Below are 14,875 nucleotides of genomic sequence, written 5' to 3'. Positions count from 1 at the left end.
CGCCAGCGAAACGCAAATTAGACCGCCGTTAGCGGTCGAGGAAATTCGCCAGCAACCGGTGACCTTGTTCACTCATGATGCTTTCAGGATGAAACTGTACACCCTCCAATGGCAGTGAGCGATGGCGGATGGCCATAATTTCATCCGGTTCTCCCTCGCGCTGACTCCAGGCGGTTACCGCCAGGCAGGACGGCACGCTGGCCGCGTCAATCACCAGCGAGTGATAACGCGTTACCGTCAGCGGCTGCGCCAGACCGGCAAATACCCCTTGACCATCGTGGCGAATAACGGAGGTTTTGCCGTGCATGACGTTACGCGCACGGACAATGCGGGCGCCGAACGCCTGCGCGATGGCCTGATGCCCCAGACAAACGCCCAAGATGGGCAGCTTGCCGGCAAAATGCCGGATAGCGGCCAGGGAGATACCGGCCTGGTCCGGGGTCCCCGGGCCGGGGGAGATGACCAGACGCGCCGGCGCCAGCCGCTCGATATCCGCGATATCCAGACTGTCATGACGACGCACCATCACCTGCGCCCCCAGCTCACAGAAATACTGATAGAGATTCCAGGTGAATGAGTCGTAATTATCGATTATTAGCAATCCATTCATAATACTCCTTGAAACATAACCTATTGCGCCTTTGCCGCGACGTCGTTACGCGGTGATTGACGCCGAACCTTGATGAGCAGCGAGTGTATGACAACGGCGGCGACGTGACTACGACCATTACCGCATTGTCCGGGAGACAAAGACCAAAAGACAGGGCGTCGACCGCGCCCGCGGTGTCTGGTTATCGTAGCTGAATCGCTTTACCTACAGGCTTGGCGTTACGCGCAGTGCGGCGGCCTGGACTCAGGCAGAAACCAGCGCTGCCCCGTTCAACCGTGAGCGTTAACGGCGGGCGATGGGGGATGAACCGAAGGCGCCGCCGCAGACCAGACGGCCAAGAGACGCTCCCATCACAGAGGTGGACGCCGCCCGGACGTCCGCCAGCTATACGACGCCACAGGCTGACGGGGAGGCGACGATCTACCTGACGCTCCGCACCCCGCACGCCGGGTTAGCACGGGCTCAGCGCGGCAAGCGGTAGGTGGCGGGTGGCGGGGACATTACACATCGTCACCCGGCTCGCTTACCGCCCTTTTGAACAAAGCGGCCAGCGGCGCCGGATCGCCAAACGCGCCGGCCTCATTGGCGCGCAGCCAGTCCTGCCGGTCGAGGGGATGCCAGCGGATATCATAGCCGGCGTGAATAATCAGCTGTTCAAAGAAAATCCGCTGCGCGCGACCGTTACCCTCGCGGAAGGGATGTAACATATTGATATCGGCGTAAAAGACCGCCAATTGGTCACAGAACGGCTCAAACGGCAGATCGCGCAGATAATCCTCTTCTTCCAGCCGCTGCATCACCGCGTTTCCTTCTGTTTCCAGATAGGCGAAGTGACAAAAACGGACATCGTTCTGATAAATATCGACGCTGCGCAATTGGCCCGCCCAAGGATAGATATCTTGGAAAAGCGTGTGGTGAATGGCGCACAGCCAAGGCAATCCCATGTTGGCGGGCCCCAGCGTCAACGAGGCGGCGCGCAGCGCGGTCAACGCCAATTCCGCTTCCTGTAGGCCCGCGGCTTCATGAATGTTCAGGACGTTACGCAGCACCTTCAGACCCGGATAAAAATAGGGATCGCGGTCGTCGCCGATTTTATCGTTCATAATGCCTCCTCAGCGCGTCCAGGCGTGCGGATAGCGCTTCGCCTTCCAGCGTGACCGGCGCAATGTCATAGCCTTCGAGCCGGGTACTGGCGCAAAAATTGTCATTCCGTCGCTTTGCAAATAGCCGCGCTTTTTGCTTTTCGGTCATTTTTTTCATCAGCCGCTCCTGTCAGACGCTGCCGGTTTCCTGGAAAGAATAAGTATAACGTGCATTAGCGGCTTCGCCGTGAAGGGCGCGGAGGGCTGGCGCGCACCGCGCCAGAGAGGAATGGCGGATCCTGGCGGGTTTTCGTGGCGGGAGGAGGCGGAAAACCGGCTGGCGGTTAGGCATTTCGGGGTGAGCCCCCCTACGCCCCTCACTCAGAACAGGCGTAAATAAGAGAGACTCATGTGGATCAAACGCCTCTTAGCGCCGGCACGATGCCCGAATCGTCTGCCGGACAACGCCGGCACGCTATCGCGGGTCAGCGGGGCACGCGCGGCAACGCGTTAGGCCGCCTGCCGCCGCCACATCGCGCGCCATCGCACACCCGAAGCCGTACGGCATGAAGGGCCGAACGCCGGGCGCCCTAAACGAAATATTAGCAGGCGCCTGAAGCCGTAAATCCCAGACCTCACCTCGAAGAGACGAATAGCGCGTAACGCCATGGGACGTTACGCGTCGATGTCGTCAGGCGACGGGTTTAGGGCAAGACTTTGGCGGAAAGAATGACTATCGGCTTAACCGGCACGTTCTGGTACGGCCCCTCATTCTTGGTGGGTACTTGAGCGATTTTGTCCGCCACCTCGATACCTTTTACCACCTTGCCGAAGACGGCATAACCAAAATCGCGCTGGCCGTGATCGAGGAAGGCGTTGTCGGCCACGTTGATGAAAAATTGGCTGGTGGCGCTGTCTTTATCGGCGGTACGCGCCATGGCGATCGTGCCGCGGGTATTGCGCAGGCCATTGTCGGCTTCGTTTTTAATCGGCGCCTGGGTCGGCTTTTGCGACATGTCCTGGTTGAATCCGCCGCCCTGGATCATGAAACCGGGGATCACGCGGTGGAAAATAGTGTTGTTATAAAAACCGCTATTAACGTATTGCACGAAGTTTTTCACCGAAACCGGCGCTTTGGCGCTGTCCAATTCCAGCTCGATGTTGCCTGCTGAAGTGGTCAGCAGCACATGGGAGTCCTGTGCCGCGGCATAAGCACCCGAAGAGCAAAATGTCAGGGTAAGCAAGGTAGCAGCGGTCGCCAGAGAGCGTTTGAGCATAAGAATTCCTTTTAAGAGATAAGGCCACAGGAAGCGCTTAGATTCTAAAGAGCCGCTTCCGGCAGTGCCAGCCATTTACCTTTTTTTACGTAACGGAGTATTTACGCCGGCGCCGGCCAAACTGTGATGAGGCGCCCATCCTTTCCACCTGCCGCCGGGAACAATATTATCTGCTAGACATTTAACAGCAAATAATAAATAAGCCATGATAGTATCGCGCCTCCCGCGAGCAAGCAGGGTGATATCCGTTTCCAGACCCGTTTTTCACCGGTCGTCATCAGACGAGAACTAGGTTTACAATGAATCAAAACAACACATTAAGACTAACATGGATTAGTTTTTTTTCTTATGGGCTAACCGGCGCGCTGGTGATTGTCACCGGCGTGGTACTGGGCAACATCGCCGACTACTTCCAGTTACCCGTTTCCAGTATGAGCAATACCTTTACTTTCCTAAACTCAGGCATTTTAGCGGCGATATTTCTCAATGCCTGGCTGATGGAGATAATTCCCCTGAAACGGCAGTTGATGTTCGGCTTTCTGCTGATGGTGCTGGCGGTATTGGGGTTGATGAGCGGCCATAATCTGACGGTATTCTCCCTGTCGATGTTTGTACTGGGCGTGGTCAGCGGCATTACCATGTCTATCGGCACCTACCTCATCACCCATCTGTATGCGGGACGGCAGCGCGGCTCGCGCCTGTTGTTTACCGACTCGTTCTTTAGTATGGCCGGTACCCTGTTCCCGATGCTGGCCGGCGTACTGCTGGCGCGCCATATCACCTGGTACTGGGTTTATGCCTGTATCGGCGTGATCTACGTGGTAATTTTTGTCCTTACCCTGCTGTCCGATTTTCCCGTGCTGAAATCCCGCGCCACCGCCGGCCAGACGCTGCAAACCCGGGAGCCCTGGGGACCGGGCGTGGCGCTGTTGGCGCTGGCCGCGCTCTGTTATATCTTGGGTCAGCTAGGTTTTATTTCTTGGGTACCGGAATACGCCACGACGCGTTTCCAAATGGATATCCAGCAGGCCGGCGGATTGGTCAGTCATTTCTGGACCGCTTACATGGTCGGAATGTGGGTCTTTAGCGCTCTGCTGCGGTTCTTCGATTTGCAGCGCATCGTGACCGTGCTTGCGGCGCTTTCGGCGGTCTTCATGTATCTGTTCATCCACGCCGGCGATCCCGCCTGGTTGCCCTGGTGTTTGCTGGCGCTGGGTTTTGTTTCCAGCGCGATTTATACCACCATCATCACGCTGGGATCGCAGCAAACCCGCGTGACCTCCCCCAGATTGGTCAATTTTATCCTGACCTGCGGCACCATCGGCACCATGCTAACGTTTGTCGTGACCGGCCCCATCGTGGCCCGCTATGGCGTGGGCGCGGCGCTGCAAACCTCCAATCTGCTGTATGTTACGGTATTCATTCTGTGCCTGCTGCTGGGTTTCGTTAGCCGCCATCGCACTCATACTCAAGCGATCGTCTGATGTTGCGCGCCGGCTTGTCAATCGAGCCGGCGCCGGCGGCCCTCGCCGCGCAATAGTTTGACCGTGCATGTGTTATCACTCAACATCATCTGTTTGTTCACTTATCTCTGTCATGTCATAGTAGTCCCGCGCACCGGCTGGGGTAGGATCGGCCTTGCTAGCAAACGTTTGCGTAGCGAAGGGCCGACAGCCGCGCCGGTCCGCCGTCGCCCTGGCGCCCTGACGCCCTATGCGCCTGCGCGCCGGGGGCGCGAACATAAACTTATCCCTGTCTATAAGGACCTTGTGAACATGACCGGATCTTCCCCCGCCGTTTCCCGCGCCCCGCTGTTGTTGGCGGCGCTGATTGGGGCCAATCTGTTCAGCTGGACCTGGGCGCTGCTCGCTTTTGGACACAATAGCGCCCTTATCGCCGCCAGCCTCCTCGCCTGGAGCTACGGCTTGCGCCATGCGGTCGACGCCGATCATATCGCCGCCATCGACACCGTAACCCGTCAAATGATGCAGCAGGGCCAGCGCCCGACGGGGGTGGGGGCTTTTTTTTCCCTGGGGCACTCTACGATTGTCATTCTGGCCACCTTGACTATCGCGCTGACGGCTTCCGCCTTCCAGGACCACATGGGTTGGCTGCATACCTACGGCGGATTGATAGGCTCGGCCGTTTCCAGCGGTTTTCTGCTGCTAATGGCGCTGAGTAACCTCCTTATTCTGCAAGGCATCTGGCGCCGTTTCCGTCGGCTCAAACAGGGCAACGGTGCGGCACCCGAGGAGCCGATGGGGGGCGGGCTGATGTACCGCCTGCTTGGCAAACTGTTCCGGCTGACGCGTAAAAGCTGGCATATGTACCTGGTGGGGTTTTTATTCGGGCTGGGATTTGATACCGCCACCGAAATCGGGCTGCTTGGCTTGTCCGCCGCCGGCGCGTCGGCGGGCATTGCCATCTGGTCGATAATGGTCTTCCCGGCACTGTTCGCCAGCGGCATGGCGCTGGTGGATACCCTGGATAATATGATGATGATTAACGCCTATGGCTGGGCGCTGAATAAGCCGCAGCGCAGGCTTTATTACAATATGACGGTCACCGCCACCTCGGTACTGGTGGCGCTGGTGATAGGCGGGCTTGAGGCGGCGGGACTGCTGGCGGAAAAGTTCGATCTGCAGGGCGCCCCCTGGCGGCTCGTGGCGTCCCTTAATGATCATCTGGGCAACGCCGGCTTTGTGGTAATTGGCCTGTTCGCCGTCTGCTGGGGCATTTCGGCGCTTAACTATCGCTGGCGGCGCTACGATCAACTGCCCATTTGATGCTCTCGCCCGACGTGTGACACATCGTCGGGCGCGCCCCACCGCGCGTCGTCAATAAGCTCGGTTCGCCAAGGCGCGTCCAGGGCGGCCGAGAGTTCCTTTTGGTTAAACGACCGGGCGAGGTTACCGCTAGCGCCCGTGCGCCATACCTTCCGAATGTCCCCCCGCCCGCCGTTGGCGTTTTCAGCGCCGCCGGGCGCGCCAATGCTGATGCAGCGCTTCGTTATAGTGATGAATATCACCACGCGTCAGACCAATATCCCGTAATTGGTCGTCGCTGAGCGCTAACAGGATCTGTTTGTCGCGCCGATAGAGCCGCCAGCGGCGTAACCGTGCCCAACCGCGGCGTACAAAGCCTGACCATCCAGGGGTGGTCGGGCGGGCGACGGGGTCGGTTGCCGCCGGTATTGAGGCGGTAAGGCATTGCGGTGACGTTTTCATCATAGCTCCTGTGGCTGGGGTGACAGGAATATGATGGAAGATTGTCCTATTACGGTACAGATTCAGAAATGCACTATTTTAATCATACAGATTGCGAATAATTAAACTGTAATGGTAATCTACTGCGCGATCTGTACCGGTTTCTGCGCTTTATTGGCCATCTGTATGAGGCATGTATGACCCGTTACCATCGTTTGGCCGATATCATCGGCGACCGCATCAAACAAGGCCTATACAACCGCGGCCAGCGGCTGCCCTCGGTGCGCGCGCTGAGCGTGGAACATGGCGTCAGCATCAGCACCGTGCAGCAGGCCTATCGGGTGCTGGAGCACCGGCAGTTAATCACCGCCCGCCCCAAATCCGGCTATTTCGTCTGTCAGCAGCACGGGCTGCCGGCGCTGCCGGAGATGTGCCGGCCCGCACAGCGACCGGTGGAAATTTCACAATGGGATCTGGTATTGCAGCTCACCCGCACCCGCAGCGCGCGCGATGTCATTCACCTCGGCCCCGGCGTCCCCGACGTCACCGCCAATACCTTGAAACCTTTACGTAAATTGTTGAGCCGCGTGGCGCTCCACCCGGATCTTCGCAGCCTGCATTATGATGAATTAAGCGGTTCCGCTCCCCTGCGCGAGCAGATCGCGCGCCTGATGATAGACAGCGGCAGCCATGTGGCGCCGGAAGGTGTCATCATCACCACCGGCTGCCACGAAGCGCTGTCGATCGCCATCCATGCGCTATGTCAGCCGGGGGATATTGTGGCGGTGGACTCCCCCAGCTTTCACGGCGTCACCCAAATCCTGAAAGGTTTCGGCATGAAGGCGCTGGAAATTCCCACCGACCCCCTCACCGGCGTCAGCCTGGAGGCGCTGGAACTCGCCCTCGAGCAATGGCCTATCAAGGCTATCCAATTGACCCCCAATTGTAATAATCCACTCGGCTATTTGATGCCTGACGCCCACAAGGTGGCGCTGTTGACGCTGGCGCAACGCTACGATACCCCCATAATCGAAGATGACGTTTACGCGGATCTTGCCTATCACTATCCCCGCCCGCGGACGATCAAGTCCTTTGATGAAGACGGCCGGGTGCTGCTATGCAGTTCATTTTCCAAAACGCTGGCGCCGGGCTTGCGTATCGGCTGGATCGAACCGGGACGCTATATGGAGCAGGTATTGCATATGAAATATATCGGCACCGGCGCCACCTCCACGCAACCGCAGTTGGCCATTGCCGAATTTCTGCGCCAGGGGCACTACCTGAAACACGTAAGCCGGATGCGCGCCCGCTATCAGCTAAATCGCGACATCATGACGGAATGGGTGCAGCGTTATTTTCCGGCAGGGACTAGGATAAGCCGGCCGCAGGGGGGATTTTTGCTGTGGGTAGAGTTGCCGCCGGCGTTTGATACCCTGCGGCTGAACCGTCAATTGGAGAGCAAAGGCGTACAGGTGGCGGTGGGACCCATTTTCTCCGCTTCCGGGAAATACCGCCACTGCCTGCGGCTCAATTACGCCAACCGCATGACACCGGCTATTGAAGCGGCGGTAAAATGCATCGGCGAAACGGTAGCGCAGCAGTTGGAAGCCTGCGCCTTGCTGACCCCGGCGGCGGAAGCGGCGCAGGATGGGCAGTAGCCAGCGACGCTTTTAGCGAAAATTCACGCTCTCCGGCTCCTGCAAGCAGAGCATCGATTGCGACGGCAAGGTGTGTGCTATCACCCGCCCGCGGCGGATAACATAGCGCGGCGGCGTCTGGCGCCGTACGGCATCGAAACCATTTTCCGCCGGCAGGATCAACAAATTGGCCTGATAACCGCATTTGATGCCGTACCCACTCAGGTTGAGCGTCCGAGCGCCGTTGCCGGTAATCAGGTTCAGCCCGTTATTAATCTGCTCATACCCCATCAATTGGCATACGTGCAGGCCCATATGCAGCACCTGTAGCATATTGCCGGTGCCGAGAGGATACCAGGGGTCAAACACATCATCATGGCCGAAACAGACATTGATGCCCTGCGCCAGCATCTCTTTCACGCGAGTGACGCCGCGGCGCTTGGGATAATCATCGAAACGGCCCTGCAGGTGAATATTCACCAGCGGATTGGCAACGAAATTGATGCCCGACAGTTTCAGTAGACGAAACAGGCGCGCGGTATAGGCGCCATTATAGGAATGCATGGCGGTGGTATGGCTGGCGGTGACCCTGCCGCCCAGCCGGGCCTCCAGCGCCAGCGTCGCCACGGTTTCCACAAAGCGCGACTGTTCGTCATCTATCTCATCACAATGAACGTCCACCAGCCGATCGTACTGTTGCGCCAACGCGAAAGCTTTATGCAAAGAAGCGATGCCATACTCGCGGGTAAACTCATAATGGGGGATCGCGCCAACCACATCCGCGCCCAGTCGCAACGCCTCCTCCAACAGGGCCTCGCCGTCCGGGAAAGAGAGGATCCCCTCCTGGGGAAACGCCACCAGTTGTAAATCCACCCAAGGCGCCGCTTCCCGCTTGACTTCCAACAGCGCTTTTAACGCCGTCAGAGACGGATCGGAGACGTCCACATGGCTGCGTACGTGCTGAATGCCGTTTGCGATTTGCCATTTCAGCGTCTGCCAGGCGCGGGTTTTGACATCCTCGTGGGTCAGCTCGGCCTTGCGCTCCGCCCAGCGGGCAATCCCTTCAAACAGCGTGCCGGACTCATTCCAGCGCGGATCGCCGGCGGTTTGAGTGGTATCAAGATGAATATGGGGTTCCACAAAGGGCGGTATCGCCAATCCGCCCTCGGCGTTGAGGACCCCTTCGCCGTCCCGCTGGCCGTGATTTTGCGGTGCCAGGCGGCGGATGATTCCCTGCTCGAGGGTGATTTGCCATAAACCTTCACGCCAGGGCAGCCGGACGTGACTGATCGTTTGCAGCAGGGGATTAGGCACGGGTTACCTCGCTTTTATCAGGGGCCTGAATGATAGATAGCGTAACCGCGGCAGAATGACAACCGCTTAAAATTCATTACCTTTGCCGGGAGGGGCAGAAAAGCATGGCAAAAGGCGCGCCGACCTGAGCATGGCGGCATCAGACTGGCGCGCGAGGGGTGTGCAACAATCAGGGTTTGGCGACAAAGCCCACCGCGTCATAAACCTTGGCCAGGGTCACGCTGGCCTGAGCGCGGGCTTTCTCCGCCCCGTCGCGCAGGACCTGATTCAAATAGGCCTCGTCGGCGCGTAGGGCATGGTAGCGGGCCTGTAACGACGTCAGCATTTCCGACACCGCATCCGCGACGGCGGTTTTCAAATGGCCGTACATTTTGCCGGCAAACGCCTGCTCCAGCTCAGCCACCGGCGTGCCGGTCACGCCTGAAAGAATATCCAGCAAATTGGAAACGCCGGGTTTCGTCACGGGATCGTAGCGCACCACCGGCGGCTCGTCGGAATCGGTTACCGCGCGCTTGAGTTTCTTGACCACGGATTTCGGATCTTCAAGCAGAGTTATCACGTTATTGCGGTTATCATCCGATTTCGACATCTTTTTCGTCGGATCCAACAACGACATCACCCGTGCGCCAGACTTAGGAATAAACGGTTCCGGAATGGTAAAAATGTCGCCATACAGCGCATTAAACCGCTTGGCGATATCGCGGCTGAGCTCCAAGTGCTGCTTCTGATCTTCCCCAACCGGCACCTGATTGGTCTGGTAGAGCAGGATATCCGCCGCCATCAGCACCGGATAATCAAACAGCCCGGCGTTGATGTTTTCGGCGTAACGGGCCGATTTATCCTTGAACTGAGTCATCCGGCTCAGTTCGCCGAAATAGGTATAGCAGTTCAACAGCCAGCCCAGCTGGCTATGCTCCGGCACGTGCGACTGAATGAAAACCGTACTTCTGGCGGGATCGATACCGCAGGCTAGATACAGCGCCAGAACGTCCAATGTCGCCTTGCGCAGCTGCTGGGCATCCTGACGGGCGGTGATGGCATGCAGGTCAACGATACAATAAATACAGTCATAATCATCCTGCATACTGACCCACTGACGCAGCGCACCCATATAGTTGCCAATGGTCAGTTCCCCTGACGGCTGCGCGCCGCTAAATACGATGGGCTTACTCATTTTAAACGTCCTGATTAACGGAAGATGACAGCCCGAGCACGGGCAAAAGATCGGCAAAACGGTCCAGAACGTAATCCGGATGACTCAAGGTGATCGCTTCACCGTAGTTATAGCCATAGGTCATGCCGGCGCTTGGGCAGCCGGCGGCTTTGGCCGCGAGGATATCATTGCGTGAATCGCCGACGAACAGCAGTTCGCGGGCGTAAAGCCCCAAATGGCCGAGCACCAGATAAAGCGGAGCCGGGTGCGGCTTTTTGGCGGAAACATCATCGCCGCCGATAATCAGCGTGAAATGGCGCTCGATACCGAGCGAGGCCAGCAGCGGCGCAACGAAGGGCGTGGGCTTGTTGGTCACCACCGCCATCGGCAGCCCCAGAAGCGCCAGCCGCGCCAGCGTATCCGCGACCTCGGGAAATAGCGTACTGCCCGCCGCCACCGTCCCGGCATAGTGCTCATCGAAGCGCAGGCGGGTGGCGCGCTGCAGCGCGGCGTCCGGTTCCGTCTGGGTAGCCCAGCGCAGCGCGCGCTCCACCAGTACATCGGCGCCGTTGCCGATCCAGGTGGCGATGCGCGCCAGACCGGCCGGAGGCAGGCCCTGCTCTGAAAGCGTCCGATCGAGAGCGGCGGTTAAGCCGGGGGCGCTGTCGGTTAGGGTGCCATCAAGATCAAACGCGATACCGCGGATAGGCCGTTCTTCACGCATTCCCCGCCGCTCCCGCCAATTCGTGACGCATGGCATCGATGACGGTACGGTAGTCCGGCTGGCTAAATATGGCGGAGCCGGCGACGAACATATCGGCGCCCGCGGCGGCGATAGCGCCGATGTTGTCTACTTTGACGCCGCCGTCCACCTCCAGCCGGATATCCCTGCCGCTAAGATCGATTAGCCGCCGCGCCTGACGCAGTTTATCAAGCGTAGAGGGTAAGAACGACTGACCGCCGAAACCGGGGTTGACCGACATCAGCAGGATGACATCAAGTTTATCCAGCACATACTCAAGGCAGCTCAGAGGCGTGGCGGGATTAAACACCAGTCCGGCCTTGCAACCGTGCTCCTTGATGAGCTGCAGCGAGCGGTCGATATGTTCCGAGGCTTCCGGGTGAAAGGTGATATAGCTGGCGCCGGCGGCGGCAAAATCCGGGATCAAGCGATCGACCGGTTTCACCATCAAATGCACATCAATGGGCGCGGTAATGCCATAGCTGCGCAGCGCTTTAAGCACCATCGGCCCCATGGTCAGATTAGGAACATAATGATTATCCATCACATCAAAATGCACGACGTCCGCCCCGGCGGATATCACTCGGGCGGTATCTTCACCCAGGCGGGCGAAATCCGCGGAAAGGATGGAAGGGGCGATTAAAAAGTTTTTCATCCATGTCTCCCGTCAGTTACGGTCAGTCTGCGGCGGGGCGACCCCGCTCAAAGATATAACGCCAACAGCTCATTTACGCTGCTGCGCCCGAAGATATTGCTGCTGATGGTCCGTCGCGCCGTGACATGATGCAGCACCGCATCGCCATACCATTTCCGGGTCAGCGCGGTATCGTGATTGGAAATCAGCACCGGTATCCGGCTTTCGCGAGCCAGCTGGCTCGCGAGGCGCGCCAGATTCTGCTGTTCGGTCAAATTGAAGCTATTAGTATGGTATGCCGTAAAGTTCGCGGTGGTAGAGAGCGGCACATAGGGCGGATCACAATACACCACCGAGCCCGGTACGGCGCGAGACAGCGTTTGCTGGTAGTGCTCACAGACAAATACCGCCCGGCGGGCTTTCTCGGCGAACCGGTAAAGTTCCAACTCCGGAAAATACGGCTTTTTATAGCGGCCGAAAGGGACGTTGAACTCACCGCTCAGGTTATATCGGCACAGGCCGTTGTAGCAATGCCGGTTGAGATAAAGAAACAATACCGCGCGCCGGTGGGCGTCCGTACAGAGATTAAACTCGCTGCGCAGCAGGTAGTAAACCTCCGAGATGTTGGCATCAGCGGCAAACAATTCACGGGCGTCGCGGATAAAGTCGTTCGGGCGCTCTTTAACGATATTGAACAGATTGATGAGATCACTGTTTATGTCAGCGAGGATGTAGCGGTCGTAATCCGTATTGAGGAACACCGAGCCGGCGCCGACAAAAGGCTCTATCAGGCAATCGCCCGCCGGCAGGTGACGGCGGATAGCCTCAATCAGCGGGTACTTGCCGCCGGCCCATTTCAAAAACGCGCGGTTCTTCTTCATGCCTTCGCTACTTACTCACACTCTTCAGAGCCGCGGATTGTACCCTGTTTACCATAGCGCTACAGCGCTATCTTCAGGAACGCTTAATTATTTTGGTCCTTTTTAACCTGACCAATTTGCCGCGCCCAGGGTTTCTTGGCCTGCACATCAGCGGGCAATTGCGCCACCGCATTTTTGGCCTGCGACAGCGAAGGATAAACCCCGTTGACCAGCACGTACCAAGGCTTGCCGTCGCGTCGGGTCTGATACACCCAATAATGGCTCAGCTGCTGTTGGCGCGCATAGGCGTTAAGCGTAGCCGGCTGCGAAGCGCTGCTTAACTGTAGCGTGTAATAACCGGCCGGTGCAGATTGAATCGTTCCCGCTGCGCTGCCCGCGGCCGCGGAGGGTGCAGGGGCGGACGGCGCTCGAGCGCTCGAGGTCGCTTTCGGCGCGCTGGCGGTCTGGCGGCCGGCGCTGGGCACCATCGGCGTTTGTTTCGGTTCGCGACGCGCGGCGGCAGGCGCCTTCGCCGGCGCGGTCGACGCTGATTTGTGCGGTTGTGTGCTGCTGCGGCTGCCCGGCGTCAGCGTGGCCGCCGCGGTGGGCAGAGTCGAAACCGGCCCCTGACCGTTCATTTGCGCGGCTACGCCGTTAACCTGATTTCCCTGCTGGGTCAGCGCGTCGGCCATATTGCCCGGTAATTCCACGCGCTGCTGCCCGCTCGGCGTGGTGACCGGCGCGGCTTCCGTTGGCGTTGAGGCGACCTGCGGCCCGCGCAGCTCTTGCGGCGAGGAGGCGCCATCGCTGCCGTTCACCGCCGCCGGGGCGCCGTTGGTCTGCGAATTGTTCGCCGCCGGCGCGGGGGCCCCAGGGGAGGACGAAGTGGCGTCGGAGCCGGAGGTCGAGCCGGAGAGATCGATATTACGCTGGCCGTTATTGTCAGCGCCCTGGCGGCTTGAATCGGTACGCGACGGGGATTTAAGCGCCGAACCGATGCTGATCACCAGCAACAGCAGCACCAGAATGCCGATACCTATCATCAAATGCTGCCTGGATACCGGCACTTTCGGCACGGTAGGACCTTTCCGCTGGCGGGGGGGGCGGCGATCGCTGCTATCGGGTCTCAGTTCGTCTTCCGACTTGAACTCATCCATATAAAACTCTCCGACTGAGAGGGGTATTTCCAGCGCCGGAGCGCGGGAAGGGTTATCAACTAAACCGGCCATGCCGACGCGCCCTGGCGTACGGCCGACCGGCTCAGGCCTGGCAATCCTTAATCGATGCCACCACCATATCATCAGCCACGCCGGCGCGCACTTCCGCGTTGCCGAGCGTCACCGGCAGCACCAGACGCAGCTGGCCGGCGATGACTTTTTTGTCGCGCATCATATGCGGCAAGTAATCTTCCGCAGCCATTTCCGCCGGCCCGCTGACCGGCAGGCCAGCACGCAACAGCAGCGCGCTGACCCGCTCGGCCTCCGCATCGCTGAACTGGCCCAGGCGGCGCGCGGTGCGCACCGCCATCATCATTCCGGCGGCCACGGCTTCGCCATGTAGCCAGTTGCCATAACCCATATGGGTTTCGATGGCGTGGCCGTAGGTATGGCCGAGATTAAGCAGCGCGCGCTGCCCCTGCTCGCGTTCATCCGCGGCCACCACGTCCGCTTTCAGCTCGCAGCAGCGGCGGATGCAGTAGGCGAGCGCCCGGGGCTCCAGGGCCAGCAGCGCGTCAAGATTGTCCTCTAGCCAAGCGAAAAACGCCGCATCAAGAATAATACCGTACTTGATGACTTCCGCCAGGCCCGAGGAAAGTTCCCGCCGCGGCAGCGTATTCAGACAGTCCAAATCGATAACCACCGAGGCGGGCTGATAGAAGGCGCCGATCATGTTCTTGCCGAGAGGATGGTTGACCGCGGTTTTACCGCCCACCGACGAGTCGACCTGAGAAAGTAGGGTGGTGGGAACTTGAATAAACCGCACGCCCCGCTGGTAACTGGCGGCGGCGAAGCCGGCCAGATCACCGATGACGCCACCACCGAGCGCGATGATGGTGGTATCGCGGCCATGGGGTTTGGCCAACAGCGCGGTGAAAACGCGATCCAGCACCGTCAGCGATTTGTTCTGCTCGCCGTCGGGCAAGACCACCCGATCGACCTTGACGCCGGCCTGGCTCAGTCGCCCGCTCAGGGAGTCCAGATACAAAGGCGCGAGGCGGTCATTGGTCACCAGCATGGCGTTATCGCCGCGCGTTAACGGCCAGAAAGACGCCGGATCATTGAATAATCCGGCGGCAATGGTAATCGGGTAGCTGCGCTCCCCTAATGTAACGGTAATCCTCTCCATGGGACGCTCAATGA

15 protein-coding genes are annotated in these 14,875 nt (G+C 59.0%); 3 read left to right on the top strand and 12 right to left on the bottom strand.

The genetic code is table 11. The features are described from left to right. Window positions 1–28 precede the first annotated feature (28 nt). From SANT_RS02015 to ppiA, 4 genes are all read right to left on the bottom strand, one after another. Window positions 29–610 (bottom strand): aminodeoxychorismate synthase component II, encoded by a 582-nt coding sequence (locus tag SANT_RS02015; protein WP_038668103.1) that lies wholly within the window; start codon window positions 608–610, stop codon window positions 29–31. Window positions 611–1,110: 500 nt separating this feature from the next. Continuing rightward, window positions 1,111–1,713, bottom strand: coding sequence for a putative adenosine monophosphate-protein transferase Fic (locus tag SANT_RS02005; protein WP_025420653.1), 603 nt, complete (start codon window positions 1,711–1,713; stop codon window positions 1,111–1,113). After that, on the bottom strand, window positions 1,703–1,870 hold the full coding sequence (locus SANT_RS23165; protein ID WP_071881989.1) for a YhfG family protein: 168 nt from the start codon (window positions 1,868–1,870) through the stop codon (window positions 1,703–1,705). Before SANT_RS23165 ends, SANT_RS02005 begins: the two co-directional genes overlap by 11 nt. Before the next feature lie 526 nt (window positions 1,871–2,396). Then, the gene (ppiA, locus tag SANT_RS02000) at window positions 2,397–2,969 is read right to left on the bottom strand and encodes a peptidylprolyl isomerase A (protein WP_025420652.1); all 573 of its coding nucleotides are present in this window, start codon (window positions 2,967–2,969) and stop codon (window positions 2,397–2,399) included. A 299-nt stretch (window positions 2,970–3,268) separates the two neighbouring features. Between ppiA and tsgA the strand changes: the two genes are divergently transcribed. Both tsgA and SANT_RS01985 read left to right on the top strand, forming a co-directional pair. Further along, the gene (gene tsgA / locus SANT_RS01995) at window positions 3,269–4,453 is read left to right on the top strand and encodes an MFS transporter TsgA (protein ID WP_025420651.1); all 1,185 of its coding nucleotides are present in this window, start codon (window positions 3,269–3,271) and stop codon (window positions 4,451–4,453) included. Between the two features lie 291 nt (window positions 4,454–4,744). Continuing rightward, entirely contained in the window at window positions 4,745–5,755 is a 1,011-nt protein-coding gene (locus SANT_RS01985) for a HoxN/HupN/NixA family nickel/cobalt transporter (protein ID WP_038668099.1), read from the top strand. 183 nt (window positions 5,756–5,938) lie between these two features. On the opposite strand, the gene SANT_RS01980 is transcribed toward SANT_RS01985, so the two are convergent. Further along, window positions 5,939–6,199 (bottom strand): DUF1127 domain-containing protein, encoded by a 261-nt coding sequence (locus tag SANT_RS01980; RefSeq protein ID WP_081730402.1) that lies wholly within the window; start codon window positions 6,197–6,199, stop codon window positions 5,939–5,941. 173 nt (window positions 6,200–6,372) lie between these two features. On the opposite strand from SANT_RS01980, the gene SANT_RS01975 reads away from it, so the two are divergent. Further along, on the top strand, window positions 6,373–7,833 hold the full coding sequence (locus SANT_RS01975; protein ID WP_025420647.1) for a PLP-dependent aminotransferase family protein: 1,461 nt from the start codon (window positions 6,373–6,375) through the stop codon (window positions 7,831–7,833). Between the two features lie 12 nt (window positions 7,834–7,845). Here the strand turns inward: SANT_RS01975 and SANT_RS01970 are convergent, their stop codons facing one another. The 7 genes from SANT_RS01970 to aroB form a co-directional block, all read right to left on the bottom strand. Beyond that, a complete protein-coding gene (locus tag SANT_RS01970; RefSeq protein WP_025420646.1) occupies window positions 7,846–9,126 on the bottom strand; it encodes a cytosine deaminase in 1,281 nt (426 codons plus the stop codon). Window positions 9,127–9,295: 169 nt separating this feature from the next. Further along, window positions 9,296–10,300, bottom strand: a complete 1,005-nt coding sequence (trpS, locus tag SANT_RS01965; protein ID WP_025420645.1) for a tryptophan--tRNA ligase — start codon at window positions 10,298–10,300, stop codon at window positions 9,296–9,298. Window position 10,301: 1 nt separating this feature from the next. After that, complete coding sequence (locus SANT_RS01960) at window positions 10,302–11,003, bottom strand: phosphoglycolate phosphatase (RefSeq protein ID WP_025420644.1); 702 nt, start codon at window positions 11,001–11,003, stop codon at window positions 10,302–10,304. Then, a complete protein-coding gene (gene rpe, locus SANT_RS01955; protein ID WP_025420643.1) occupies window positions 10,996–11,676 on the bottom strand; it encodes a ribulose-phosphate 3-epimerase in 681 nt (226 codons plus the stop codon). The genes SANT_RS01960 and rpe overlap by 8 nt, the downstream gene beginning before the upstream one ends. 47 nt (window positions 11,677–11,723) lie before the next feature. Next, on the bottom strand, window positions 11,724–12,536 hold the full coding sequence (dam, locus tag SANT_RS01950; protein ID WP_025420642.1) for an adenine-specific DNA-methyltransferase: 813 nt from the start codon (window positions 12,534–12,536) through the stop codon (window positions 11,724–11,726). A gap of 83 nt (window positions 12,537–12,619) precedes the next feature. Next, a complete protein-coding gene (locus tag SANT_RS01945; RefSeq protein ID WP_025420641.1) occupies window positions 12,620–13,672 on the bottom strand; it encodes an SPOR domain-containing protein in 1,053 nt (350 codons plus the stop codon). A 103-nt stretch (window positions 13,673–13,775) separates the two neighbouring features. After that, window positions 13,776–14,861: a 3-dehydroquinate synthase gene (gene aroB / locus SANT_RS01940; protein WP_025420640.1), complete on the bottom strand. Its 1,086-nt coding sequence runs from the start codon at window positions 14,859–14,861 to the stop codon at window positions 13,776–13,778. Window positions 14,862–14,875: the final 14 nt, after the last annotated feature.

The sequence above is a fragment of the Sodalis praecaptivus genome (genome assembly GCF_000517425.1).
Lineage (GTDB): Bacteria > Pseudomonadota > Gammaproteobacteria > Enterobacterales > Enterobacteriaceae > Sodalis_A > Sodalis_A praecaptivus.
The sequence above is the reverse complement of the archived record's forward strand: the minus strand, read 5'-3'. Positions and strand labels throughout refer to the sequence as shown.

Coding starts and splice junctions, on each gene's coding strand:
- SANT_RS02015 (WP_038668103.1), bottom strand. CDS start 610: ATGAATGGATTGCTAATAATCGATAATTACGACTCATTCACCTGGAAT.
- SANT_RS02005 (WP_025420653.1), bottom strand. CDS start 1,713: ATGAACGATAAAATCGGCGACGACCGCGATCCCTATTTTTATCCGGGT.
- SANT_RS23165 (WP_071881989.1), bottom strand. CDS start 1,870: ATGAAAAAAATGACCGAAAAGCAAAAAGCGCGGCTATTTGCAAAGCGA.
- ppiA (WP_025420652.1), bottom strand. CDS start 2,969: ATGCTCAAACGCTCTCTGGCGACCGCTGCTACCTTGCTTACCCTGACA.
- tsgA (WP_025420651.1), top strand. CDS start 3,269: ATGAATCAAAACAACACATTAAGACTAACATGGATTAGTTTTTTTTCT.
- SANT_RS01985 (WP_038668099.1), top strand. CDS start 4,745: ATGACCGGATCTTCCCCCGCCGTTTCCCGCGCCCCGCTGTTGTTGGCG.
- SANT_RS01980 (WP_081730402.1), bottom strand. CDS start 6,199: ATGATGAAAACGTCACCGCAATGCCTTACCGCCTCAATACCGGCGGCA.
- SANT_RS01975 (WP_025420647.1), top strand. CDS start 6,373: ATGACCCGTTACCATCGTTTGGCCGATATCATCGGCGACCGCATCAAA.
- trpS (WP_025420645.1), bottom strand. CDS start 10,300: ATGAGTAAGCCCATCGTATTTAGCGGCGCGCAGCCGTCAGGGGAACTG.
- SANT_RS01960 (WP_025420644.1), bottom strand. CDS start 11,003: ATGCGTGAAGAACGGCCTATCCGCGGTATCGCGTTTGATCTTGATGGC.
- rpe (WP_025420643.1), bottom strand. CDS start 11,676: ATGAAAAACTTTTTAATCGCCCCTTCCATCCTTTCCGCGGATTTCGCC.
- dam (WP_025420642.1), bottom strand. CDS start 12,536: ATGAAGAAGAACCGCGCGTTTTTGAAATGGGCCGGCGGCAAGTACCCG.
- SANT_RS01945 (WP_025420641.1), bottom strand. CDS start 13,672: ATGGATGAGTTCAAGTCGGAAGACGAACTGAGACCCGATAGCAGCGAT.
- aroB (WP_025420640.1), bottom strand. CDS start 14,861: ATGGAGAGGATTACCGTTACATTAGGGGAGCGCAGCTACCCGATTACC.